This is a genomic window from Seminibacterium arietis (assembly GCF_042675725.1).
In the GTDB taxonomy this organism is placed as follows: domain Bacteria; phylum Pseudomonadota; class Gammaproteobacteria; order Enterobacterales; family Pasteurellaceae; genus Seminibacterium; species Seminibacterium arietis.
In genome coordinates, this window is sequence record NZ_JBHTJN010000004.1 from 91,239 (window position 1) to 118,070 (window position 26,832).

A 26,832-nucleotide genomic window follows, 5' to 3' on the forward strand; every position below is an offset into this window, starting at 1 on the left:
TCTAAGCGGAGCTTTTTAATTTTAATGTAATGCTTATTGCCGATAATGATCTAAGAATTTTGCAAGACGAGTAATTGCATCTTCAAGCTGATTAACATAAGGCAGAGTCACAATACGGAAGTGATCGGGTTTATGCCAATTAAATCCTCGACCATGTACTAGTAACACTTTTTCCTGCTTTAATAAATCTAACACCATTTTTTCATCATCATAAATATTGAATTTTTTGACATCAATTTTAGGGAACATGTACAAGGCACCTTGTGCCTTAACACAGCTAATTCCTGGTATCTGGTTAAGTAATTCGTAAGCTTTATTACGTTGTTCAAGTAATCGTCCACCAGGTAAAATAAATTCGTTAATACTTTGATAACCACCAAGTGCTGTTTGAATGGCATGCTGCATTGGATGATTAGCACATAAACGCATTGAAGCAAGCATCTCAATTCCTTCAATGTAGCCTTTTGCATTCTCTTTTGGACCATTGAACATCATCCAGCCTTGACGAAACCCAGCTACACGATAGGCTTTCGATAAACCGTTAAACGTCACCGTCAACAAATCAGGAGCAAGGGCGGCTATATGATGATGAACCGCATCATCGTATAAAATTTTATCGTAAATTTCATCTGCAAAGATGATTAAATTATGACGGCGAGCTAATTCTACTATTTCTTTTAATAAATTTTCACTATATACCGCACCTGTTGGATTATTCGGATTAATGATTACAATAGCTTTCGTACGAGAAGTAATTTTGCTTTTAATATCTGCAATATCAGGAAACCAGCTGGCTTCTTCATCACAAAAATAATGTACTGGTTTACCACCTGCAAGAGTAGCTGCCGCAGTCCAGAGAGGGTAATCAGGCATTGGGATTAAAACTTCATCATTATTATTTAGCAATGCTTGCATTGACATTAAAATCAGTTCAGAAACACCATTACCAATATACACATCGTTAACTGTTGCTCCATGAATTCCTTTCGATTGGTAATATTGTACAATTGCTTTACGTGCCGAATATAAACCTTTTGAATCACAATACCCTTGTGCGGAATGCATATTACGTAAAATATCGACTAAAATTTCATCTGGAGCTTCAAACCCAAAAGGTGCAGGATTACCAATATTGAGTTTTAAAATTTTATTACCTTCTTCTTCGAGACGAATTGCCTCTTTATGAACTGGACCACGAATATCGTAACAAACGTGTTCTAACTTATCTGATTTTGGGAAAACAGTCATTTTTTATCCTTGTTTTAATGGAGAACTGAAGACAGTATCATCATAAATTTATTTTGATAAATTTGCACTTTGCGTTTATTTTCATAAGACAAAAAGATTTTGTAATAAATTCCCTTAAAGTGCGGTAAAATTAACGCTCCTTTTTAACTTATTTTTTTGATAAAAACAATTATTTTTTAAATGGATACTTTGCAATTAATTAAAAATCAACTTCTTGAACTTATTCAAGGTATTGAAAGTCATTCCACAAATCAAACGGAAATTATCGTTCTAACTTATCACACTGAAAAATCGTTTGAACTACTAGCTTGGCTAAAGGCACAGCAAAGCTATCCACAATTTTATTTGAATTTTCGTGATAAAATGCAAAAAATTGTCGCACTAGGCAAAGTGCGAACCTTTTCGTCGTTAACTGCTGCTCAAAATTTCTTACAACATTCAAATGTTCCCCTACTTGGTGGTTTAACTTTTTATTCACAAGCAGAGTTCTTTCTTCCTCGTATCTTGTTGACTGAACAAGCCAATAAATTAACAATACAATTGTTTGTCGATCAAGCTAATTCATTATCAGAAGAAATCTGTCAATTATTAAATATATTAAATACTTTTACAAAAACTACCGCACTTGAGCCAATTAATCAATCGATTCGCTTACTAGGGAAAAAAGCAGACCAACAGCAGTGGTGTGATTGGGTTGAGTCAGCATTAGTAGCAATTCGACAAGGTATTTTGAGTAAAGTAGTGCTTGCTAATGAAACATTATTTGAAGCAGAAAAAAATTTAAACGCTGTAGATTTTTTAGCAGAAAGTGAACATGCTAATTTTGGGTGCTATCATTTTTTATTTGCTGAAGACCAACAGAAAATATTTGTTGGTTCAACGCCAGAACGCTTATATCATCGACAAGGGCAACAGCTTCATACCGAGGCCTTAGCTGGTACTGCATTGAGATCTGAAGATGAGCATTTCAACCGTTCACAGTCAGATTGGCTACTGCATGATGAAAAAAATACATATGAAAATCAGTTAGTAGCAGAAGGACTCAAACAAAGCTTAGCACCTTATGCTACTAGCATTAGATTGTCAGAACCTGAACTTAAACCCTTGCGTTTAGTCCAACATTTAAAGCGGAATATTTTTGTTCAACTAGTACCAGACTGTCGTGATGATCTTTGTTTACAAACAATTCATCCAACTGCAGCGGTTGCAGGCTTACCAAAGCAAAGTGCGGTAGAATTTTTACAAAAAACAGAGAATTTTGATCGTTGCCATTATGCTGGAACACTAGGAATAATGGAGAAATCTCAAGCAGAATTTTGTGTTACTATTCGCTGTGCATTTATTGAAAATAATAAAATTCGCGTTTTTGCTGGTGCGGGTATTGTTGAGGGGTCAATCCCCCTGCTAGAATGGCAGGAGATTGAACGTAAAGCGTTGGGCTTAATTTCGTTACTACAAGAAGAACAATAAAAAGAGGAGAACCAAATATGTCAGTAAGTGTTTTTAATCGTTGTTGGGCGAGAGTAATACTAGAAACTCTTGTTCGTCAAGGTGTTACTGCTTTTTGTATCGCACCAGGTTCTCGTTCGACACCTTTAACTTTAGAAGCGGCAAGATTACAGCAAAACAACCGTGTAAATTGCCACACTCATTTTGATGAAAGAGGATTAGGTTTTTTTGCACTCGGGTTGGCAAAAGTAACTAACACGGCTGTTGCTATTATTGTGACTTCAGGAACTGCTGCCGCCAATTTATACCCTGCGATTATTGAAGCTCGTCAGAGTGGAGTCGATTTGATCGTTCTAACAGCGGATCGTCCGCCTGAATTGTTAGAATGTGGTGCAAATCAAGCGATTCTACAACAAAATATGTTTGCAGATTATCCTGTAGCTCAAATCAATTTACCCCGCCCTACACAAGATTATTCTGCTGATTGGCTGATTTCTGTATTAGAGCAAGCTTGTTACCGACAAAAACAAAATAAAGGTGTTGTACACATCAATATTCCTTTTTCAGAACCGCTCTATGATGCACAAGATGATGAAATTGATTTACATCCTTGGTTAGTTAATATACAAAAATGGTTTTCCCACTATAAATCATGGGGAGATCATCAACCCCTACAGCAAGATGTGCTAATGCATAAACACTGGGATCAATGGAGAACAAAACGAGGCGTTATTGTTGCTGGTAGTATGCCATTAGAACAGTCTATGGGGATTCGTTCATGGGCAGATACAATGGGCTGGATTTTATTAACGGATATTCAATCTGGCGTCGAGGCAGCTTTGCCTTATGCTGATATTTGGCTTTCTAATCAAACAGTTAAACAAAAATTATTAGAAGCAGATATTGTTATTCAGCTAGGTCATCGTTTTATTAGTAAAAGAATTAATCAATTTTTGACTGAATTTAAAGGTGAATATTGGATTGTAGAGAATACAGATAATGCAGTCGATCCTTATCATCATTGCCATACTCGATTTCATGCAAAAATTCATCATTGGCTACGAGCTCATCCACCACTACGACAAAAACCTTGGTTATTAGAACCTTTAGCATTAGCAAAATTCTGTGCTTCTTTTATTGAACAACAAGTAGGGGGAAATCTAAACGAGGCTTCTCTCGCTCATCATCTTGAGCGTGTTTTACCAAATAATGGCATTTTATTTTTAGGTAATAGCTTATTAGTGCGTTTGATTGATGCATTGACTAAATTACCAGAAGGCTATCCTATTTACACTAATCGAGGTGCAAGCGGGATTGATGGCTTATTCGCTACTGCTGCGGGAATTTCTGTGGGTTCAAATCAACCTTTAATTGCGATGATTGGCGATATATCGGCACTGTATGATCTCAATTCATTAGCGTTATTTAAGAAAGTTACTCAACCAACTATTATTTTTGTGATCAATAACAACGGCGGGGCTATCTTTGATATGTTGCCAGTGGACAATGAAGTGAAAGACCAATTTTATCGTATGCCACACCATACAGAATTTTCTCAAATAGCGTCAATGTTTGAACTCAAGTATGCTAGACCTTACACTTGGGCTGATTTAAGTTCTGTACTAAAACAAGCTTATTCACGTCGTGAAACAACATTAATAGAAATCAAAGTGGGAGCAACAGACGCTAGCAATATTTATAAACGTTTAGTTGAACAAATCAGTCATGCAGTTATCAGCACATAATAATATCAAACCTGTGCTTGTTTTTTTACATGGACTATTAGGTTCAAAATCTGATTGGCAAAAAGTTATTAAAAAACTACCGCACTTTCAATGTATCGCTCTTGATTTACCTTTTCATGGAAAAGCAAAGCAAGTTGTTGTAAAAAATTTTGAGCAAACAGCACAATATTTATCTAGCCAAATTAAAAATAAAGTAAAGGATAAACCTTATTTTTTAATTGGTTATTCTCTCGGCGGTCGCCTCAGTCTGTACTATGCGTTACAATCTAATTGTGAGAAATACAATTTACAAGGTTTAATATTAGAGGGAGCTAATCTTGGATTATCAAAAAAAATCGAAAGAATACAACGCTGGCAACAAGATGAATATTGGATTGATCGTTTTACTGAGGAAAAATTAGAACACGTTTTAATTGATTGGTATCAACAAGCTGTATTTTCTAGCTTAACAGAAAAACAACGTAACGATCTGATTCAATTGAGAAAAAATAATGTTGGGGAAAATATAGCGAACATGATACGTGCTACATCACTAGCAAAACAACCAGATCTGCGAGCAAAAATGCAATCAACTCGCTATCCTATTTATTACTTCTGTGGTGAATTAGATTACAAATTTCGTCAAATAGCAACTGACGAAAAACTACATCTTTCGTTAATTTCTAACGCTGGTCATAATTCTCATCAAGAAAATTCTTTTGAATTCGCAAAAAAACTAGAACAACTTTTAATGCAATCAATTAGCTAAAGATCAAAAGAGGACACTAAATAAAGTGTCCTACATTAAATTTTATTAAATTAAGAATTTTGAGTATTTAATTTCTCTAATCCTAGATGCTCCACAATTTCTCTATGTTTAGCCTCCGTTAATGGATAGAAGAAAATAAACATAATACCTGCAATGATAGTTAGCATAGCGGGCAAAGCGATATAAGTAAATTTAATTCCCGCTAAAACTCCTTCAGGCTGAGTAGCTAAATCAGGATCAAAACCAACAATACTTAAAATTAAGCCTGGAATAAATCCTGCGATAGCTTGACATACCTTGCGAGTAAAAGAATAGGAAGAATAAATAATACCTTCCGTTCTTTTCCCTGAAATAAACTCGCCCCACTCTACAATATCTGCCACAATCGCCCAACAAACACTATTTGGAATCATAATAAGTATTTGTGATAGGAACATACAAGTTAAAAATGCAATTTGATTTTCAGCAAATAAAAAATAGTTTAAAGTTTGAACAATACCAAATCCAATAGCACCTATTGCCATTGCTGCTTTTTTCCCAATTTTTTTTACAATCACTGCTATAGTAAAAAATATAGGAAAAAATGCGATCATATTTAAAGTAGAAATAGTTTTCATCATTTCTTTTCCAGCATTAAACTGATATTCAAAATAGTATAATTGGGATTGTTGTATAATATAAGTCGTTGCTATTGTTAATAATGTGAATAATACAAATACAATAAAAGGCTTATTTTTACATAAAAACATGAAAGCATTTAATTCTGAATCCTTACGACTAATTATTTCTGTTTTCGGTTTAGGTTTAGCAACGTATCTTTCTTTACAGCCTTTAAAACATAAGAAGTGAAAAATCATGCCTAATAGAGTCATTGAACCAATAGCAACTGCCCAAGATAAATTATCATTTTTTGAATGATGATGAATAAAATCCACTACAGGATAAACGAAAATACCAGAAAAAAATAGAGCTGCCTGTGAGCCTAAAGAACGGAAATTTGCTAATTTTGTTCTTTCTACACCATCAACAGTCATTACAGCAGACATTGAGCCATAAGGAATATTAACAATAGAATAAGCTGCATTAAATAAAATATAAGTTGCAAAAGCCCAAACAACTCGCCCTGTTTCTCCAAAATTTGGTACCACAAAGCAAATAGTAGTTAAAATAGCTAAAGGAAAGCTACCAAATAAAATAAAGGGTCTAAATTTGCCTAATTTGCCTGGTACACGAGTATCTACAAATGCACCTACAGCTGTATCAATAAAGGCATCAGCGATTTTTGCTACTAAGAAAACAGAACCAGCAATAACAGGAGAAATTTTCATATAGTTAGTGTAAAAAAATAAAAGATAGAGTTGCCCCATATCAAACATAAAACCGTTTCCTAGATCACCCATACCATAAGATAGTTTTTCCCTAAAGGAGAGTCTCTTTATCGACATACTTTTGCTCCAAAATAATAAGATGTAAGTTTGCTACTTTAAATAGTTAAATAGTGTTTAAAATTATCAATTAGTTTATTGAATTAAATCAATTGAATGAATCAATTAAAATAGTTGTGAATATATACCACATTTTAGGTACTAGGTAAAATCAAAACTAAATAAAAATAAAAGAAATTTAAAACTTATTAAAAATAACAATAATTGATAAACAAAAAAGTAAAATTTATTTTAAATTTTTCACTTATTTTTAAATAGAAATGATTTTATTTTCTAATGAAATGATATGTTTATTCGTAGAGTAGCAGAGCGGTTTTTATAAAAAATTAAAAACTAACCGCTCTTTTAATAAAGTCAATAGCTCAGAATTAGTCATCTATATAACCAAAGCTACGTAGTGCTCGTTCATCATCAGCCCACCCCGATTTCACTTTAACCCAAAGTTCAAGGTGAACTTTGTTATCAAATAATCTTTCCATATCGGCTCTAGCTTCAGTCCCAATAACTTTAATTTTTTGCCCTTTATTACCTATCACCATTTTTTTCTGACCTTCACGTTCCACTAAAATCAAGCCATTTACTTCATAAATGCCACGCTCATTCACTTTAAATTGCTCAATTTCTACAGTGACAGAATAAGGCAATTCTTCACCTGTAAACCGCATAAGTTTTTCTCGAATAATTTCTGAAGCCATAAAACGTTGAGAACGGTCAGTCACATAATCTTCGGGGAAATGATGTACTCCTTTGCGTAAAGAAGTGCGGACAATTTTTTGTAAATTCTGCAGATTATCACCCTTTTCAGCAGAAATAGGAATAATTTCTTTAAAATTCAACTTGCTACTAAGCTCGGCAATAAAAGGTAAAAGTTCATCTTTATTTTTTACATTATCAATTTTGTTGATAGCTAATACTACAGGTGCTTTAGCTTGTCGTAATTTATTCAGCACCATTTCATCATCTTGATTCCAATGCGTTCCATCAACAACAAAAATAATTAAATCCACATCACCAATAGAGCTACTTGCAGCCCGATTCATCAAGCGGTTGATCGCTCTTTTTTCTTCAATGTGTAAACCTGGCGTATCGACATATACTGCTTGGTACGGTCCCTCTGTATGGATACCTACTATACGATGACGTGTAGTTTGTGCTTTACGTGAAGTAATGGATATTTTTTGCCCTAAAATTTTATTGAGCAATGTTGACTTTCCTACATTTGGACGTCCAACAATAGCAATAAATCCGCAATAAGTTTCTGTGTTTTGATTAGTAAAATTTGGTTGACTATCCATTTTTTATTTCCAATTCATGTAAAATTTGTTCAGCTGCAGACTGTTCTGCTCTACGACGACTTGATCCTTTACCAATAAAAGTGCGGTCAATATTTTTCACTTTACATTCTACAGTAAATACTTGACGATGTTGTTCACCTTCCGTTTTGATGACTTTATATTCAGGTAACGGCTGACGATTGCCTTGCAAAAACTCCTGCAATCTTGTTTTGGGATCTTTTTGATTTTCTCCTGGAGTGATATTTGCTAAGTAAGATTGATACCAAACTTGAATAGTTGAAATCGCCGTCATTAAATCTTTATCTAGAGAAATCGCACCAATAATAGCTTCAACACAATCCGACAGAATGGATTCCCGACGAAAACCACCGCTCTTTAATTCACCAGCACCTAACGCAAGATAATCACCTAACTCAAATTTACGTGCTAACTCTGCAAGGGTTGGCTCTCTTACTAGGGTCGCACGCATTCGACTTAATTCCCCCTCATTGCATTGGGGGAATTGATGATATAACGCCTCAGCTATGCAATGATTTAAAATTGAATCGCCTAAAAATTCTAGACGTTCATTATGCTTTTTATCTGCACTCCGATGAGTCAATGCTTGTATCAGCAATGAAACATCATCAAATTTATAACCTATTTTACGTTGCAATCGTTGTAAATCTTGCATAGTGTTATTGAATTTTACTGAACATACGGTTAAATCTAATTCCCGTTGGAAATTCATTTTGTTTTTTATCTAAGCTAAGCCAGATATAAGAGGCTTTACCTACAATATTTTTCTCAGGTACAAATCCCCAAAAACGACTATCAGCACTATGATTTCGGTTATCTCCCATCACAAAATATTCACCTTCAGGTACAACCCATTCTGTTACATAATTATCTTGTAAACGATAATTATTGTACATATAAGTCGCATTTGGTGGCTGAGGATCCCAATGAATTTGATGTTCTACATCACCTTTTTCTACTAATTTTAATGGATGATCACTGCTATACACAGGCATTCCGTTACGATCTTGCCCAACGATGATATTAAACTCAAGATCCTCTTGCGGTGTTCCATAATCAAATTCTTTAGTTAAACAATTTTCTGTGCATTCTCTGCCATCTTTAGCATAAGTAATTGTAATATGGCGATTTGCTTCGTTATACTGAATTTTGTCGCCTGGCAAACCAACAACTCGCTTAATGTAATCAACATTTGGCTCTAGCGGTGCTTTGAATACAATAATATCACCCCGCTGTGGTTTACCTGTTTCAATAATCGTATTTTGAAACACGGGATCTTTAATACCATAGGCATATTTTTCTACTAATAGAAAATCTCCCACTCGTAAAGTAGGTTCCATCGAACCAGATGGAATTTGAAATGGTTCAAAAATAAAAGAACGTAGAATCAAAATAAAAGCAAGCACAGGGAAAAGAGAAGATAAGAACTCTCCACTTTCCGAAATCGGCTCAATTTTAGCTTTCTCTTCATCGCTTAAAGTTTTACCGCTTCGTTGTTCTAGTCGTGCAATTTGTCTTTTCCGCTTCGGAAAAACAGCAAAGCGATAATAACACCATAATGCCCCACAAAGTGCGGTCAATAAAATCAGTAAAATAGTAAACGTATTTGGTAACGCCCAATAATCAAGTAATTTCCAAACAGCATAAGCTACTACAATTAAAATAATAAAAAAGATATTTAACTTAGACATAATTTTCCTTATTTATCTTTACCTACATGTAAAATTGCTAAAAATGCTTCCTGAGGCACTTCAACATTACCTAACGATTTCATTCGTTTCTTCCCTTCTTTCTGTTTCTGCAATAATTTTTTCTTACGGCTAACATCACCACCATAACATTTTGCTAATACATTTTTTCTCAATTGTTTCACTGTTGAACGAGCGATAACATGATTACCTATGGCAGCTTGAATCGCAATGTCAAATTGTTGACGTGGAATCAACTCTCGCATTTTTTCTACTAGTTCACGCCCACGATAAGGTGCATTATCTTTGTGTACAATTAAAGCTAACGCATCAACTCGTTCACCGTTAATCATTATATCTACACGAACCATATCCGCAGCTTGAAAACGCTTAAATCCATAATCTAGAGAAGCATAACCTCTAGAAGTTGATTTCAAACGATCAAAGAAGTCTAACACTACTTCCCCCATTGGTATTTCGTAAGTCAAAGCAACTTGATTGCCATGATATACCATGTTAGTTTGAACTCCTCGTTTTTCTACGCAAAGCGTAATTACGTTGCCTAAATAAGCTTGTGGTAACAGCATATTGCATTCTGCAATAGGTTCACGAATTTCAGCAATATTATTTAATGGCGGTAATTTCGATGGACTATCTACATAGACAACTTCACCGTTAGTTTGTTCCACTTCATAAACTACTGTTGGTGCAGTTGTTATTAAATCTAAATCATATTCTCGTTCTAATCGCTCTTGAATAATTTCCATATGTAACAAGCCCAAGAATCCACAGCGGAATCCAAAACCAAGTGCGGTAGAATTTTCAGGTTCATAGAACAAAGAGGCATCATTCAAACTTAATTTACCCAAAGCATCACGAAAACTTTCATAATCGTCAGAGCTAATAGGAAACAACCCCGCGTAAACTTGAGGCTTAACTTTCTTAAATCCAGGTAACACAGAAGCGGCAGGGTTATTATGCAAAGTTAAGGTATCTCCAACAGGAGCCCCTAAAATATCTTTAATAGCACAAACTACCCAACCAACCTCGCCACAATTTAATACTGCAGTATCTAATTGTTTTGGAGTGAAAATTCCTAGACGATCTACGTTATAAGACTGCCCTGTAGACATCACTTTAATTTTGTCTCCTTTACGTAGCGTACCATTTTTAATTCGCACTAAGGAAACTACCCCAAGATAATTATCAAACCATGAATCAATAATCAACGCCTGTAGCGGAGCCTGAGGATCACCCTCTGGAGCAGGGATCTTCTGCACAATATCTTCTAAAACGTCTTCAATTCCAACGCCTGTCTTCGCAGAGCAACGAACAGCATCTATAGCATCAATACCGACAATATCTTCAATTTCTTCTGCAACACGTTCTGGTTCTGCTGCTGGTAAGTCAATTTTATTGAGAATTGGTACAACTTCTAAGTTCATTTCAATCGCTGTGTAACAATTTGCTAGAGTCTGTGCTTCTACGCCTTGACCTGCATCCACAACTAATAGAGCGCCTTCACAAGCCGCAAGTGAACGAGATACTTCATAGGAAAAATCCACATGACCTGGTGTGTCAATAAAATTTAATTGATATGTTTCGCCATCTTTAGCTTTATAATTTAAAGTAACACTCTGAGCTTTAATGGTGATTCCACGCTCACGTTCTAATTCCATCGAATCTAATACTTGTTCTGCCATTTCACGATCAGACAAGCCACCACAAGTTTGAATTAAGCGATCTGATAAGGTTGATTTACCATGATCGATATGAGCAATAATTGAAAAGTTTCGGATATTCTTCATATTATAGAAATAAATTTATTATTAATTTTTAGCAATATTTAGTCGCCAGATTTTACCTGAATATCTGTTGATATGCTATATTTAGATACAGGTTTATTCCGCTATGCTACAACTTCCCACTATTTTAAGTGGGAATATCAATTTGCAAAATTAATAGCTAACGTTTTGATTTTTTAATAAATTTGATTAAACGCTTACGTTTACGTAGTTGGTTAGGTGTAAGTTTATTACGCTTACCTGCAAAAGGATTACTACCTTCTTGAAATTGTAAGCGAATTGGTGTCCCCACAATTTTTAAACTACGGCGATAATAATTAGATAAATATCGTTTATAACTATCTGGTAGTCGTTCAATTTGATTACCGTGGACTACAATAATTGGTGGGTTATAACCACCTGGATGAGCATATTTTAATTTAATTCGCCGTCCACTCATCATTGGTGGTTGATGTTCATCTGTTGCCATTTGTAAAATGCGTGTGAGTATTGATGTGGTCATTTTTTGTGTAGCACAAGCATAAGCCTCTTGAATTGACTCGAATAAATTACCAACACCAGAACCATGTAAGGCAGAAATAAAATGCACACGAGCAAAATCAATAAAATCTAAACGGCGATCTAACTCAGATTTCACTTGCTCTTTTATTTCTTGATCTAAACCATCCCATTTATTTACTACTATTACTAGTGATTTTCCTGCATTTAAAATAAAACCAAGTAAAGATAAGTCTTGATCAGAAATATTTTCTCTTGCATCAATAGTAAGTAAAACTACATTGGCATCCTGAATCGCTTGTAATGTTTTGATAACTGAAAATTTTTCTACTGCTAAATTAACTTTCCCTCTTTTTCGTACTCCTGCCGTATCAATAATAGTATATGCTTGACCATCACGTTCCATAGGAATATAAATACTATCACGAGTAGTTCCAGGTAAATCATATACTACTACTCTCTCTTCTCCCAGAATACGGTTAGTCAACGTAGATTTACCCACATTTGGACGACCAACAATAGCAATTTTAATATTCTTTTTCGCAATTTGCTCACTATCTAATTCATCTTCCAAAACATCATCTAAAAGTGCGGTATCTTCTTCATTATAAAAATCAAATTCAGTATCCCACTCATCTCGTTGTTGACTCGTATTTTGTACAACATCAGCTTCAGCTTCAGAGTTGTTAGTTGCAACATTCTGAATCATTCCATTTTCATTAATATTGTTTACTTGCTGTGCAAAAGGAGCTAATACTTGCTCCATTAACAAAGTAACGCCACGACCTTGTGAAGCGGCTATTTGTACAATTTCCCCTAAACCAAGTTGATAAAATTCAGCACAATGAGAGTCAGCATCAATACCATCCGTCTTATTTGCTACCAAAACAGTGGTCTTCTCTTGGCGTTGACGTAAATAATGGGCAATGCCAATATCTGCTGAAGTTAACCCTGCTCTAGCATCTACTAAAAACAGCACAATATCGGCTTCTTCAATCGCAAGTAAAGATTGCTCCGCCATTTTTTCTTCTACGCCTTCTTCTGTACCATCAATTCCACCCGTATCAATCACAATAAAGTCATAACCTGATATGTTAGCTTGACCGTATTTGCGATCTCTTGTCAACCCTGGGAAATCGGCGACTAAGGCATCTCTAGTTCGAGTTAAACGGTTAAAAAGTGTCGATTTCCCTACATTAGGGCGACCTACTAGGGCAACTACAGGCGTTGTCATAAAAACCTCTTTGCATGTGCATGAATAAAAAGTGCGGTAAAAAATACAAATTTTTAAAAGTCCTATTATATCGAATTTTATAACCAATGAAAAATGAGTTATTTTGTTTCTAATGTTAACGTAATTTTTATAATTTTTGTGATCTATGTCATAAAATTTTAACTCTAATTTTACATTAAACCTAAAAACATAATAAAATGCACGCTCCTTAAGTATTATTTAATGGAATAGGAAATCGTTAATTTTTATATTTTTACGGAGTATTTTATATGGCTCTTTTTGTTAGTATTTTTCCCATCGTCCTACTGATTTATTTAATGGTAAAACGTAATGCGTTGCCATCTTATGTGGCACTACCTTGGATTGCTGTAGTTGTGTTAATTATTCAATTTGTTTTCTTTGGAACCGATATTTCTATAGTGAGTGCAAACGTTACTTCTGCATTAGTTGCGGTGCAAACACCTATTACAGTTATTTTTGGAGCAATTTTATTCAATCGTTTTTCCGAAGTGTCTGGAGCAACTGACGTGTTACGTAGATGGTTAGGCAGTATTAATCCTAATCCTATAGCACAAATTATGATAATTGGTTGGGCATTTGCATTTATGATTGAAGGAGCAAGTGGTTTTGGTACTCCAGCAGCAATTGCGGCACCTATTTTAGTTGGTCTAGGATTTCCACCATTAAAAGTTGCAATGTTAGCCTTAGTGATGAACTCTGTTCCCGTATCTTTTGGTGCGGTAGGAACACCAACTTGGTTTGGTTTTGGACCATTGCACTTATCTGACAGTCAAATTTTAGAAATAGGTTCTATGACTGCCTTAATCCATACAATAGCAGCTTTAGTAATCCCATTAATGGCAATGCGTTTAATTGTGAGTTGGACTGAAATCCGTAAAAATTTAATATTTATTTATATTAGTATATTTGCTTGCGTTATACCTTATCTATTACTTGCACAAGTTAACTATGAGTTTCCTGCATTACTTGGTGGTGCTATTGGTTTGTTAATTTCTGTACTAGCGGCAAATAAAGGCATTGGTTTATCAAAAGTGGAAAATACTCTAGATAATAGCGGAGTATCAAAATCGGAATTAGTTAAAGCACTATTCCCAACAGGTTTATTAATTGGTTTATTAATCATTACCCGCATTCACCAATTACCATTTAAAGCATTAATGAACGATGCTACAACTTGGTTTAATGTTCAATTAGGTTCACTCGGTTTATTTGAAGTGAGCCAAGGACTAATATTTAGCTTAAAAAATATTTTTGGTACGCCAGTAAGTGCAAGCTATAAATTACTTTATGTGCCAGCATTAATTCCATTTGTAGTAGCAGTTTTAATTTCTATTCCTGTTTTTGCATTAACCACAACAAAAACTAAAGATATTTTTATGGGAAGTTTAAAGCAGACTAAAAACCCATTTTTAGCCTTAGTAGGTGCATTAATTATGGTGAATTTAATGCTTGTTGGTGGAGATCAATCTATGGTGAAAATTATCGGTAAAAGTTTTGCTCACGCAACTGGTGAATATTGGACATATTTTGCTTCTTATCTGGGTGCTGTAGGTGCATTTTTCTCTGGTTCAAATACGGTATCTAACCTTACTTTTGGTAGTGTGCAAGTTTCTACTGCTGAAATCACAGGGCTGTCTGCAACATTAGTACTTGCATTACAATCTGTTGGTGGAGCAATGGGTAATATGGTTTGTATTAACAACATTGTAGCTGTTAGTTCAGTACTAAATATCCAAAATCAAGAAGGCACTATTATCAAAAGAACAGTCGTTCCTATGATTGTATATGGTGTTATTGCCGCTCTAGTTGCTGTATTGATTATACCTATTTTCTTTAATGTTTAACATTTAGTTTTTTATTTTTAAATCAGGTAGGATTTTCTTACCTGATTATTAATTTTTGTTATTTTAGTAAATTGTTGGAGTATCTATGAACGTAAATTTTTACGTCACTTGCATAGCTGATGTAGTAAAAGCTGGGGTGGCGAAAAATACAGTGTTACTATTGGAAAAATTAGGTTGTAACGTCATATTTTTAGAAAAGCAAGGTTGTTGTGGACAACCTGCACTAAATAGTGGTTATACAAAACAAGCTCTGAATGGGATGCAAAATTTGATCCGCACTTTTGAAGCTAATGATTACCCTATTGTTGCTCCTGCTGGTTCTTGCGTTTATGCAATTAAAAATTATGCAGAAATTTTTCAGCGTTTCAATGAAAAAGATTGGGCAAATCGTGCTAAAAAAGTTGCAGATCGCTTTTATGATTTAACCGATTTTATTGTAAATAAACTTGGTATAACCAATGTTGGTGCAACTCTTCAAGGAAAAGCTGTTTATCACCCGTCTTGTAGTCTTTCTCGTAAATTAGGTGTCATCAATGAACCTTTAACATTGTTGCAAAATGTCAAAGGTTTAAAATTACTTCCTATTCATAATCAACAAACTTGTTGTGGGTTTGGCGGTACATTTTCTGTAAAAATGGCTGAAATCTCAGGGGAAATGGTTATTGAAAAAGTAAAGCACATTAATGAGTCTAACCCTGATTACTTAATTGGTGCAGATGTTAGTTGCTTACTGAATATTGGTGGGCGTTTACATCGTGAGGGAAAACCAATCAAAGTAATGCACATTGCTGAAGTACTAATGCAAGGAGAAAACTAAATGACTTTAAAAACTAGTGATCTAACATTTAAAGTGCGGTTGAAAAATCAGATTCACAATAGCATTATGCGTAATGCTGTGATTATGGCTCAAGAACGAATTGGTGCAAATCGTCAAAAAATGGTTGACGAATTGGGGAATTGGGAAGAATGGCGTGATCACGCGAAACAAATTCGTAACCATGTACTAGCAAATTTAGATGCTTATTTATATCAACTAAGTGAGAAAGTAATAGAAAATGGTGGGAAAGTTTTTTTTGCTGAAACAGCAGAAGAGGCAACAAACTATATTCGTCAAGTTGCTTTAGCCAAAAATGCAAAAAAAATAGTGAAATCTAAATCAATGGTAACTGAAGAAATTGGCATGAATCACTGTTTAGAAGCTGAAGGTATTAAAGTGATAGAAACCGATCTCGGCGAATATATTCTACAGTTAGCAGATGATAAACCCTCACATATTGTTGTGCCAGCAATTCACAAAGACCGTTATCAAATTCGCAAAGTATTACATGAAAAATTAGGTTATCAAGGGACAGAAAACCCTGAAGAAATGACTTTATTTATTCGTGAAAAAATTAGAGCAGATTTCTTAGAAGCTGATATTGGAATCAGTGGTTGCAATTTTGCTGTAGCTGAAACAGGTAGTATATGCTTAGTCACTAATGAAGGAAATTTACGATTAACTACTACTGTACCTAAAACGCATATTGCGGTAATGGGTATGGAACGCATTGCACCAACGTTTAAAGAAGTTGATGTATTAATTACAATGCTTGCTAGGAGCGCTGTAGGGGCAAAACTAACGGGCTATAACACTTGGTTAACAGGACCTCGCCTAAGTGGTGAAACTGATGGTCCAGAAGAATTTCATTTAGTTATTGTAGATAACGGTCGTTCAAAAATTCTTGCTAGTGAATTTAAAGAAGTATTACGTTGCATTCGCTGCGGTGCTTGTCTAAATACTTGTCCTGCTTATCGTCAAATTGGTGGTCATGGATACGGTTCAATTTATCCAGGACCTATTGGCTCAGTAATTTCACCATTATTAGGTGGCTATAAAGAATTTAAACACTTACCTTATGCTTGCTCGTTATGTAGTGGCTGTAATTCTGTTTGTCCCGTAAAAATTCCACTATCTCAACTCATCTTAAAACATCGTGAACATATGACTCAAACTGGCATGACACCAACTTTAGAACGCTTTTCTATTTTAGGCTTTAATTTTGCTAACTCTCATCCTAATTTATGGCGTATAGGAGTAAATTTAGGGGCAAAAGTTACTAGTAAATTCATTAAAAATGGTAAAGCCCCAATTCAAATAGGTGCATTAGCTGAGTGGACAAAAGCCCGCAATTTACCGCAACCAGAAGGTGAGAGTTTTCGTAGCTGGTTTAATCGCCACAGTAAACAAAATGTAAAATAAGAGGAACAAAATGTATTTACAAAATCGAGAGTATTTTCTAAATAAATTATCAGAAAAAATGGGGAGACCACGTAGTTTTATACCAGAGCCAATACCAACTCCTCTTAATAATCATGCGACAACGAGATTAATAGATTTGAATCAGCAACAACTTTGTCAAGAATTTGTTGATTTTGCCAAAGTAATGATGGTTGATGTAATAGAGACGAATGAAAGTGCGGTAGTAAATGTATTAATTGATGTCTGTAACAAATATGGTGGAGATAAAATTATTCTGAATCAAGATTATCGTCTTGACGATCTAGGTATTACAAAAGCTATTCAACATTGCTTTAATAGTCACATTTGGGCAACAGAAAAAGCTAACAAAAACATAGAATTTGCAGAAAAAGCTAATATTGGTATTGTTTATGCCGAATATGGTCTAGCCGAGTCTGGGGGCATTGTCCTCTATTCTGACAAAAATAGAGGACGTTCTGTAAGTTTATTACCTGAAAAATCTATCGTAATTGTCAGAAAAAGTACTATACTCCCAAGAGTAGCACAACTTGCACAAATATTGCACGAAAAAGTGAAATCAGGTGAACGAATGCCTTCTTGTATTAACATCATATCAGGTCCAAGCTCTACTGCTGATATTGAACTTGTTAAAGTCGTTGGCGTACATGGACCAACCACAAAAATTTATATTGTGATTGATGACTTATGATTTAATATTTGTCTTTACATAGAAATAAAGCGGTTTCAAATTAAAACCGTTTTATTTTAGTTAGAATAGTCTCTTCTACCAAATATTGCTGTACCAATTCTAACCATAGTTGAACCATGCTTAATGGCTGAAGACATATCGTCCGTCATACCCATGGAAAGAGTATCTATCTGTAATTGCGGAAATGCTTCACGTAGCTGAGTAAATAAATCGTTCATTTTCGCAAAAGCTAGTTCTTGTTGCGTAATATCTTCTGTCGGTTCAGGTATCGCCATTAGTCCACGTAATTTTAAGTGCGGTAGATTTCCTATGTGTTTTGCTAACCCTAACATTTCACTTGGATGAATACCTGATTTACTTTGTTCATTGCTAATGTTTATTTGAATCAAAACATTTAAAGGTAATTTAAAGTGTGGTCGTTGTTCATTTAAACGATCCGCAATTTTAATACGATCAACTGTCTGAATCCAATCAAAATTTTCTGCAACTAAACGCGTTTTATTAGATTGTAAAGGACCAATAAAATGCCATTCTAAATGAATATGCTGATTTTCAAAATAACGGATTTTCTCAATTCCTTCCTGTACGTAATTTTCACCAAATGCAAGCTGTCCACTATTATAGGCGACAATAATATCCTCTACAGGTTTGGTTTTACTGACTGCTAATAATCTTACTTCATTTTCTCCACGAAACGATTTCTCGCAGCATTGACAAATCTTCTTTTTTACCTGCACTAAATTATTTTGAATATCAGTCATTTTATTCTCTATATGTATTCAATATTGACAAACTTGCGAATTATTTTACAGGATTTTTATGAATTTAATAACCATTTCCAAAAATTTCATAAATTATATAATTTTAATTTGACAATTAAATAAAAATTCGGTATTTCTATGACAAATATTTTTAGTTATTCTATGAGTATTAAATGAATAAACGCACAACTATGATTACCACCATTATTATGACCATTATTAGTTCGAATAGTGCGGGTTAGTGCGTAAAAATAATTTTTAAAACCCGCAAAATTGCGGGTTTTTTTATACATGTTTTTAAACAACACTACAATTCACAACATCAGGAGATTATCATGAGAGTATTAAAATTTGGAGGCACTTCTCTTGCCAATCCAGAACGCTTTTCTCAAGCTGCAAGATTAATAGAACAAGCCCATTTGGAAGAACAAGCTGCTGGTGTACTATCTGCTCCTGCAAAAATTACTAATCATTTAGTCGCATTATCTGAAAAAGCAGCTTTAAATCAACCAACTGACTCTCATTTCAACGAAGCCCTTGACATTTTCTATAATATTATTGATGGATTATATAAAGAAAATGATAAATTTGATTTTGATGGTGTAAAAACCTTTATTGATACAGAGTTTGCTCAAATTCAAAGTTTGTTAGAAGATATTCGTCAAAGTGGTAAAGTGGAAGATAAAATCAAAGCGACCATTGATTCACGTGGTGAAAAACTCTCTATCGCAATGATGAGAGCTTGGTTTGAAGCTCGTGGTTATACAGTAACTCAGATCAATCCTGTAGAAAAATTATTGGCTCAAGGCAATTATTTAGAATCTTCTGTTAATATTGAAGAATCTACTAAACGAATTGATGCAAATTCCATTCCAAAGAAAAATGTAGTATTAATGGCTGGTTTTACTGCGGGCAATGATAAAGGTGAATTAGTATTATTAGGGCGTAATGGTTCAGATTATTCTGCAGCCTGTTTAGCCGCATGTTTAAAAGCGAGTGTCTGTGAAATCTGGACTGATGTAGATGGAGTTTACACTTGTGATCCTCGTCTAGTACCCGATGCAGTGCTATTACCTAGTTTATCTTATCGCGAGGCGATGGAGCTTTCTTATTTCGGAGCAAAAGTCATTCATCCTCGTACTATCGGTCCTTTAGTGCAATCTAACATTCCTTGCTTGATTAAAAATACAGGAAACCCGACCGCACTTGGCACGATTATTGATGGCAATAAAGCATCTGAAAGTAAAGAACTACAAGTCAAAGGTATCGCTAATTTAGATAATTTAGCAATGTTTAATGTATCGGGTCCAGGATTGCAAGGTGTAGTTGGTATGGCTTCTCGCATCTTTTCAGCAATGTCAAAAGCGGGAGTATCAGTGATTTTAATTACACAGTCTTCTTCTGAATACAGTATCAGCTTTTGTGTCCCAGTTAAAGCGATAGAGACTGCAAAAAAGGCATTAGAAACAGAATTCGAACAAGAACTGAAATCTCAAGCTTTAGAACCAATAGGAGTAATTAAAGATCTGTCAATTATCTCTGTAGTTGGTGATGGAATGCAACAAGCTAAAGGAATTGCTGCACGTTTCTTTTCAGCTTTAGCTCAAGCAAACATTAGTATTGTAGCAATTGCTCAAGGCTCGTCCGAACGGTCTATTTCTGCGGTAGTCGCTCAAAATAAAGCTATTGAAGCAGTGAAAGCTACTCATCAAGCCCTGTTTAATAAGAAAAAAATAGTAGATATGTTTTTAGTCGGCGTTGGAGGTGTTGGCGGTCAGCTAATTGAACAAGTTAAAAGCCAAAAAGCATATTTGGAGAAAAAGGACATTGAGATCCGTATTTGTGCTTTAGCAAACTCGACTAAAATGTTACTAAACGAAAATGGGCTGAATTTAGATAATTGGCAAGAGGATCTTGAAAATGCAACTCAACCGTCTGATTTTGATGTATTGCTATCTTTTATAAAACTACATCATGTAGTTAATCCTGTATTTGTCGATTGCACTTCTTCTCAAAGTGTACCAGATTTGTATGCGAGGGCTTTAAATGAAGGTTTCCATGTAGTGACTCCAAATAAAAAAGCTAACACAAGAGACATGGCATATTATAATTTATTGCGTGAGAATGCTCGCAAAAATCAACGTAAATTTTTATATGATACTAATGTAGGTGCAGGGTTACCTGTGATCGAAAATTTACAAAATTTATTAGCAGCAGGAGATGAAGTTAATTGTTTTCAAGGAATTTTATCTGGTTCTTTATCTTTTATTTTTGGAAAATTAGAAGAAGGATTAACTTTTTCACAAGCTACCGCACTTGCTCGAGAAAAAGGATTTACTGAGCCTGATCCAAGAGATGATCTTTCAGGAAAAGATGTTGCACGTAAATTACTCATTCTAGCTCGTGAAATAGGCTTAAGTTTAGAACTCGATGATGTAGAAATTGAGTCAGTTTTACCCGAAAATTTTTCAGAAGGTAAATCTGTAGAACAATTTATGGAAATATTACCTCAATTAGATCAAAAATTTTCTATCCGTACTAAAAAAGCTAACGAACAGGGCAAAGTGCTACGCTATGTAGGACAGATTGAAAAAAATAAATGCAAAGTATCAATTATAGAGGTTGATGCTGATAACCCTCTTTACAAAGTAAAAAATGGTGAAAATGCATTGACTTTTTATACTCGCTATTATCACCCAATCCCATTATTGTTAAGAGGTTATGGAGCTGGTAATGCTGTCACAGCGGCTGGAATTTTTGCTGATATTTTAAGAACTTTACATAATTAATGGAGAGTATATGTTGCGAATTTATGCCCCAGCATCTAGTGCAAATATTAGTGTTGGTTTTGATAGTCTAGGTGCAGCGGTATCACCAATTGATGGTTCCTTATTGGGCGATGTAGTACAGATTGAAGACTCTAAACAAGGATTCCGTTTAGAAAATGCAGGTTATTTTGTGCGGAAATTACCGAAAGAACCGCAAAAAAATATTGTCTATCAAGCCTATGTGTTATTTAGTGAACGGTTAAAATTACGTGGACAAAAAGTGCGGTTACTTTGTCTAACGTTAGAAAAAAATATGCCCATTGGCTCTGGTTTGGGTTCAAGTGCTTGCTCTATTGTCGCCACGCTAGTGGCTCTCAACCAATTTCATGATGAACCTTTTTCTAAAATGGAATTACTAGAAATGATGGGAGAACTAGAAGGGCGGATTTCTGGTTCTGTGCATTATGACAATGTTGCACCTTGTTATTTAGGCGGGGTGCAATTAATGGTGCAATCTCTAGGTAATATTTGTCAGCAGCTACCATTTTTTGATAATTGGTACTGGATTTTAGCTTACCCTGGCATTGAAGTTTCTACTGCGGAAGCTCGTGCTATTTTACCTAAAAGTTATACAAGACAAGATACAATCACTCACGGTCGCCATTTAGCTAGCTTTGTCCATGCTTGCCATACTCACCAGGATTCTTTAGCAGCTTATATGATGAAAGATGTGATAGCTGAGCCTTATCGAGCTTCACTGTTACCACATTTTGCTGAAGTAAAACAAGCCGTATGTGATTTTGGTGCATTAGCTTCGGGTATATCTGGTTCTGGTCCAACAATGTTTGCTATTGTCTCAGATCTGATCGTCGCCAATAAAGTAGCAAACTATTTAGAAAATCATTATTTACAAAATAATGAAGGCTTTGTACGTATTTGTAAAGTAGACAATCAAGGCGCTAGACAGATTACATAACAAAAATCACGGTAATTTTCCGTTTCCACTATATTCTTAATAATCTGATTAAAAACAAAAGGTTAACAATGAATTTATATAATATTAAACATCCTGAAGAACAAGTTAATTTTGCCCAAGCAGTACGACAAGGTTTAGGTAAAGATCAGGGACTATTTTTCCCTCAAATAATTCCTCAACTTAGCAATATTGATGAGCTTCTAGCATTACCTTTAGTAGAAAGAAGTCAACAAATTTTAACCGCACTTATTGGTGAGGAATTGGAACAAAGTAAACTGAATCAGCTAGTAAAAAATGCGTTTACATTTCCTGCACCAATAGTCAAAGTGGAGGATAATATCTATGCACTCGAACTTTTTCATGGTCCAACTCTAGCGTTTAAAGATTTTGGCGGTCGTTTCATGGCTCAAACTTTAGCTGCTGTACGTGACAATAATAAGATCACTATTCTAACCGCGACTTCAGGGGATACTGGAGCAGCTGTGGCTCATGCCTTTTATGGATTAGAAAATATCAATGTAGTCATTCTATATCCAAAAGGTAAAATTAGTCCATTGCAAGAAAAATTGTTCTGTACTTTAGGATGCAATATTCGTACAGTAGCAATCAATGCCGATTTTGATGCTTGTCAATCCCTTGTAAAAAAAGCCTTTGATGATGCCGAATTACGTCAAACTATTGGCTTAAACTCTGCTAACTCCATTAATATTAGTCGGTTATTAGCTCAAGTTTGTTATTATTTTGAAGCTATAGCACAACTGCTAGTAGAAAAACGCAGAGAGGTCGTAGTTTCTGTACCAAGTGGTAATTTTGGTAACTTAACAGCGGGCTTAATCGCTAAAAGTCTTGGCTTGCCAATTAAGCGTTTCATCGCTTCAACTAATTCTAACGATACAGTGCCTCGTTACTTAGCGACTGGAAATTGGTTACCAAATGCAACAGTATCTACTCTTTCTAATGCGATGGATGTAAGTCGTCCAAATAACTGGCCACGTGTAGAAGAGCTATTCAAGCGTAATGGTTGGCCATTATCAGATCTACATTCATCAGCAGTAAGTGACGCTCAAACTGAACTAACGTTAAATGAAATGAATACTAAGGGTTATTTATGTGAGCCACATGGTGCAATCGCTTACCGCACGCTAACTCAAGACTTACAACTAGGAGAAACAGGAATTTTCCTTTGCACAGCACATCCTGCAAAATTTAAAGAAAGTGTTGAACGCATTTTAAATATTGAATTAGCTTTACCTACAGCTTTAGACAAACATAATCGTTTACCATTATTATCTGATGAAATGGATAATGATTTTACTAAATTACGAGAATATTTAATGAATAAATAACAAATTGATATTAAACATATTTTTTGATTTTTGATAAAAAACGATAAGATTTATAATCTATCAGCCAACGCAGTATTTAATCAGAACAGCTTAAATCTGTTTCGTAATAATAACTATAAGATACTAGCTATATAGCTAAAATCTTATAGTTATAATTAGATTATCGATCTTTACGATTCTTTAGATTAATAGAAGCAATATCTTAAATGACAGTAATGTGATTTATATGTGTATTGATTTATTTTTTAATATTCCCAATTATCGGGATCAATGCCTAACTCACGCATAATTATTTTTGCTTGAGCGGGGATTTCATCATGGCGTTCACGTTGCAAGTCTTCATCTGTTGGTAAAGGCTGACCTGTAAAGGCATGCAAAAAAGCCTCGCAAAGTAATTCAGAATTAGTAGCATGACGTAAATTACGAATTTGTCTTCTTGTACGCTCATTCGTTAAAATTTCCAATACTTTAATCGGAATGGAAACAGTAATTTTTTTAACCTGCTCACTTTTTCTGCCGTGTTCTGCATAAGGACTAATATATTTTCCATCCCAATCTGCCATGACTACTACCCTATTAATGATTATTAAATTTGCGTTGAATTATAAATAAAAACAAAAAAAATGACAATCTAGACTGCTAGAATGCCATTTTTACTCTTATTTTTCATAAAGATTTCACTAATTCTTTCAAATACTGCTTAAATTTTTCACCTAATTGTGGATGATGAATACCATATTCCACAAATGCTTGCATATAACCGATTTTATCTCCACAATCAAAATTTTTGCCCGTTTGATAAAAAGCTTCTACAGTTTCTTTTTCTATCAACATATCAATAGCATCAGTCAATTGAATCTCATCACCAACACCAATAGGGGTTTTTTCTAAAAATCCCCAAATTGATGCAGAAAAAACATAACGTCCTACTACAGCTAAATTGGATGGAGCTTGATCAATAGTAGGTTTTTCCACAATATTATTTATTTTAGCACTTCCATTAGGTTCTATATTTGCATCACCACAATCTACAATACCATAACTACTTATATCTTTTTGTGAAACAGGAGCAACCATAATTTGACTTGCTTGAGTTTCTCTAAAACGTTTCAACATTGCTGCTAAATTTTCAGTTTTTTGGTTAGCTGTAAAATCTGCAAGTAATACGTCTGGCAAAATCACGGCAAAAGGTTCATTTCCGACAACGGGACGACTACATAATACAGCATGTCCTAGGCCTTTGGCGTTACCTTGGCGAACATGCATAATTGTTACATCTTTTGGGCAAATCGACCGCACTTCATCTAATAACTGCCGTTTGACTCGTTTCTCTAACATAGTTTCTAATTCAAATGAAGTATCAAAGTGATTCTCAATCGCATTTTTTGAAGAATGAGTCACAAGCACAATCTCTTTAATACCTGCCGTAACACATTCATTTACTACATACTGAATCAACGGTTTATCTACTAAAGTTAACATCTCTTTAGGAATAGCTTTAGTCGCAGGTAACATACGTGTACCTAATCCAGCCACAGGGATCACTGCTTTCATGAATATTTCTTCCTCAATACAAACATGCAAAATAACGTGGATAAATAGAGTTTATTTACGCAACAACGCTAATATTTCTGTAGTTTTCTCTTCCATCAAGGCTTTATTTCCTCGAGTTTCAAGATTTAATCGAACAACTGGTTCAGTATTAGAGCAACGCAAATTAAAACGCCAATCTGAATATTCAATGCTTACTCCATCAATATCATCAATATTAATCGCGTTTTTTTCATAAGCGTCCTTAACTCTTTGAATAGCTGCTTTCGCATCAATTAATTTACTGTTAATTTCGCCAGGTGATGGATAATTAGCGATACTTTCCCCAACTAATTCACCTAAAGTTTTTCCTGTTGTACATAACAATTCTAAAACGAGTAGCCATGGAATCATGCCACTATCACAATAAAAAAAGTCTCTAAAATAATGATGAGCACTCATCTCACCACCATAAACAGCATTAATCTCTCGCATTTTTTCTTTAATGAAAGAATGTCCTGATTTACACATTACTGCTTGACCATTATTTTTCTCAACTAATTCTATCGTATTCCAAATTAAACGAGGATCATAAATAATTTTTTCACCTTTTGCTTTAGCTAAAAAAGCTTGAGCAAGAAGACCAACAATATAATATCCTTCAACAAATTCTCCATTTTCGTCAAATAAAAAGCAACGGTCGAAATCACCATCAAAAGCAATTCCCATATCCGCCTTATTTTCTAATACAGCATTGATAGTATCCTGTCTATTTTCATGTAAAAGTGGATTAGGAATACCATTAGGAAAAGAACCATCAGGATTATTGTAAATTTTCACGAACTCTACTGGAACATCATGTGCTTGGAATTGAGCTTCAATAGCATCTATTACATGTCCAGCGGCACCATTGCCCGAATTAATAACCAATTTCATTGGTTTAAGATTTTTCACATCAATGTAAGACAACAAATGTTCTACATAATTTGCTAAAACAGAAAACTGTTTATACTGACCTCGCTGAGTAACTACTGGAAAATCATTGTTTTCAGCCAATCGTTGGATCTCAAATAAACCGCTATCTGCACTAATTGGACGAGAATTTTGGCGAACTAGTTTTAATCCGTTGTAATCAATGGGATTGTGACTAGCAGTAACTTCAATCCCACCATCAGCTTGTAAAAAAGAAGTCGCAAAGTATATTTCTTCTGTACCCGTTTCACCAAGATCAATAACATTCACACCTGAATCAAGCAAGCCATTTGTTACCGCACTTTTCAGTGATTTGCTACTCAAACGAACATCACCCCCAACTACAATTGTCTTTGGTGCTAAAAACTGACCGAATGCACGCCCTATACGGTAAACAATATTCTCATTTAGTTCATCGCCCAAACGTCCTCGAATATCATAAGCTTTAAAACAAGTTAATTTACTCATACAACTTCCTTTGTACTAAGACTAC

21 protein-coding genes are annotated in these 26,832 nt (G+C 34.7%); 10 read left to right on the plus strand and 11 right to left on the minus strand.

Annotated elements, in window-relative coordinates; translation table 11 throughout:
• Window positions 1-33: 33 nt before the first annotated feature.
• The gene (locus ACFQ02_RS01430; RefSeq protein WP_380818371.1) at window positions 34-1,248 is read right to left on the minus strand and encodes a pyridoxal phosphate-dependent aminotransferase; all 1,215 of its coding nucleotides are present in this window, start codon (window positions 1,246-1,248) and stop codon (window positions 34-36) included.
• Between the two features lie 180 nt (window positions 1,249-1,428).
• Here ACFQ02_RS01430 and ACFQ02_RS01435 point away from each other — a divergent pair, with 180 nt between their 5' ends.
• Genes ACFQ02_RS01435 through menH form a run of 3 tightly spaced genes read left to right on the plus strand, consistent with a single transcriptional unit; the run spans window position 1,429 to window position 5,190 of the window.
• Window positions 1,429-2,718, plus strand: coding sequence for an isochorismate synthase (locus ACFQ02_RS01435; RefSeq protein ID WP_380818374.1), 1,290 nt, complete (start codon window positions 1,429-1,431; stop codon window positions 2,716-2,718).
• 17 nt (window positions 2,719-2,735) lie between these two features.
• Window positions 2,736-4,442 carry a 2-succinyl-5-enolpyruvyl-6-hydroxy-3-cyclohexene-1-carboxylic-acid synthase gene (menD, locus tag ACFQ02_RS01440; RefSeq protein ID WP_380818377.1) on the plus strand — a complete coding sequence of 569 codons (1,707 nt, stop codon included), beginning with the start codon at window positions 2,736-2,738 and terminating at the stop codon, window positions 4,440-4,442.
• A complete protein-coding gene (gene menH, locus ACFQ02_RS01445) occupies window positions 4,423-5,190 on the plus strand; it encodes a 2-succinyl-6-hydroxy-2,4-cyclohexadiene-1-carboxylate synthase (protein ID WP_380818379.1) in 768 nt (255 codons plus the stop codon). The genes menD and menH overlap by 20 nt, the downstream gene beginning before the upstream one ends.
• A 50-nt stretch (window positions 5,191-5,240) precedes the next feature.
• Here the strand turns inward: menH and ACFQ02_RS01450 are convergent, their stop codons facing one another.
• The 6 genes from ACFQ02_RS01450 to der all read right to left on the minus strand — a co-directional run bounded on the left by ACFQ02_RS01450 (window position 5,241) and on the right by der (window position 13,173).
• Window positions 5,241-6,635: an MFS transporter gene (locus tag ACFQ02_RS01450; RefSeq protein ID WP_380818382.1), complete on the minus strand. Its 1,395-nt coding sequence runs from the start codon at window positions 6,633-6,635 to the stop codon at window positions 5,241-5,243.
• 368 nt (window positions 6,636-7,003) lie between these two features.
• Complete coding sequence (era, locus tag ACFQ02_RS01455; protein WP_380818385.1) at window positions 7,004-7,930, minus strand: GTPase Era; 927 nt, start codon at window positions 7,928-7,930, stop codon at window positions 7,004-7,006.
• Complete coding sequence (rnc, locus tag ACFQ02_RS01460; protein ID WP_380818907.1) at window positions 7,923-8,603, minus strand: ribonuclease III; 681 nt, start codon at window positions 8,601-8,603, stop codon at window positions 7,923-7,925. Before rnc ends, era begins: the two co-directional genes overlap by 8 nt.
• 4 nt (window positions 8,604-8,607) lie before the next feature.
• Window positions 8,608-9,639, minus strand: a complete 1,032-nt coding sequence (gene lepB, locus ACFQ02_RS01465; RefSeq protein WP_380818388.1) for a signal peptidase I — start codon at window positions 9,637-9,639, stop codon at window positions 8,608-8,610.
• A gap of 8 nt (window positions 9,640-9,647) precedes the next feature.
• A complete protein-coding gene (lepA, locus tag ACFQ02_RS01470) occupies window positions 9,648-11,444 on the minus strand; it encodes a translation elongation factor 4 (protein WP_380818391.1) in 1,797 nt (598 codons plus the stop codon).
• A 157-nt stretch (window positions 11,445-11,601) separates the two neighbouring features.
• Window positions 11,602-13,173 (minus strand): ribosome biogenesis GTPase Der, encoded by a 1,572-nt coding sequence (der, locus tag ACFQ02_RS01475; RefSeq protein WP_380818394.1) that lies wholly within the window; start codon window positions 13,171-13,173, stop codon window positions 11,602-11,604.
• A 269-nt stretch (window positions 13,174-13,442) separates the two neighbouring features.
• On the opposite strand from der, the gene ACFQ02_RS01480 reads away from it, so the two are divergent.
• The 4 genes from ACFQ02_RS01480 to ACFQ02_RS01495 all read left to right on the plus strand — a co-directional run bounded on the left by ACFQ02_RS01480 (window position 13,443) and on the right by ACFQ02_RS01495 (window position 17,986).
• Complete coding sequence (locus ACFQ02_RS01480) at window positions 13,443-15,038, plus strand: lactate permease LctP family transporter (protein ID WP_380818397.1); 1,596 nt, start codon at window positions 13,443-13,445, stop codon at window positions 15,036-15,038.
• An 85-nt stretch (window positions 15,039-15,123) separates the two neighbouring features.
• A complete protein-coding gene (locus tag ACFQ02_RS01485) occupies window positions 15,124-15,855 on the plus strand; it encodes a (Fe-S)-binding protein (RefSeq protein WP_380818400.1) in 732 nt (243 codons plus the stop codon).
• Window positions 15,856-17,277 (plus strand): LutB/LldF family L-lactate oxidation iron-sulfur protein, encoded by a 1,422-nt coding sequence (locus ACFQ02_RS01490; protein WP_380818403.1) that lies wholly within the window; start codon window positions 15,856-15,858, stop codon window positions 17,275-17,277.
• Window positions 17,278-17,287: 10 nt separating this feature from the next.
• Complete coding sequence (locus ACFQ02_RS01495; protein ID WP_380818406.1) at window positions 17,288-17,986, plus strand: LutC/YkgG family protein; 699 nt, start codon at window positions 17,288-17,290, stop codon at window positions 17,984-17,986.
• Between the two features lie 56 nt (window positions 17,987-18,042).
• On the opposite strand, the gene ACFQ02_RS01500 is transcribed toward ACFQ02_RS01495, so the two are convergent.
• Window positions 18,043-18,747: a YggS family pyridoxal phosphate-dependent enzyme gene (locus tag ACFQ02_RS01500; RefSeq protein ID WP_380818409.1), complete on the minus strand. Its 705-nt coding sequence runs from the start codon at window positions 18,745-18,747 to the stop codon at window positions 18,043-18,045.
• Window positions 18,748-19,082: 335 nt separating this feature from the next.
• Between ACFQ02_RS01500 and thrA the strand changes: the two genes are divergently transcribed.
• From thrA to thrC, 3 genes are all read left to right on the plus strand, one after another.
• Window positions 19,083-21,536, plus strand: a complete 2,454-nt coding sequence (thrA, locus tag ACFQ02_RS01505) for a bifunctional aspartate kinase/homoserine dehydrogenase I (protein WP_380818412.1) — start codon at window positions 19,083-19,085, stop codon at window positions 21,534-21,536.
• Between the two features lie 10 nt (window positions 21,537-21,546).
• A complete protein-coding gene (gene thrB / locus ACFQ02_RS01510; protein WP_380818415.1) occupies window positions 21,547-22,491 on the plus strand; it encodes a homoserine kinase in 945 nt (314 codons plus the stop codon).
• A gap of 68 nt (window positions 22,492-22,559) precedes the next feature.
• A complete protein-coding gene (thrC, locus tag ACFQ02_RS01515; protein ID WP_380818418.1) occupies window positions 22,560-23,837 on the plus strand; it encodes a threonine synthase in 1,278 nt (425 codons plus the stop codon).
• Between the two features lie 245 nt (window positions 23,838-24,082).
• Here the strand turns inward: thrC and metJ are convergent, their stop codons facing one another.
• The 3 genes from metJ to ACFQ02_RS01530 form a co-directional block, all read right to left on the minus strand.
• On the minus strand, window positions 24,083-24,400 hold the full coding sequence (gene metJ, locus ACFQ02_RS01520) for a met regulon transcriptional regulator MetJ (protein WP_380818421.1): 318 nt from the start codon (window positions 24,398-24,400) through the stop codon (window positions 24,083-24,085).
• Window positions 24,401-24,503: 103 nt separating this feature from the next.
• The gene (gene galU, locus ACFQ02_RS01525) at window positions 24,504-25,391 is read right to left on the minus strand and encodes a UTP--glucose-1-phosphate uridylyltransferase GalU (RefSeq protein WP_380818424.1); all 888 of its coding nucleotides are present in this window, start codon (window positions 25,389-25,391) and stop codon (window positions 24,504-24,506) included.
• Window positions 25,392-25,442: 51 nt separating this feature from the next.
• A complete protein-coding gene (locus tag ACFQ02_RS01530) occupies window positions 25,443-26,807 on the minus strand; it encodes a phosphomannomutase CpsG (protein WP_380818427.1) in 1,365 nt (454 codons plus the stop codon).
• Window positions 26,808-26,832 lie beyond the last annotated feature (25 nt).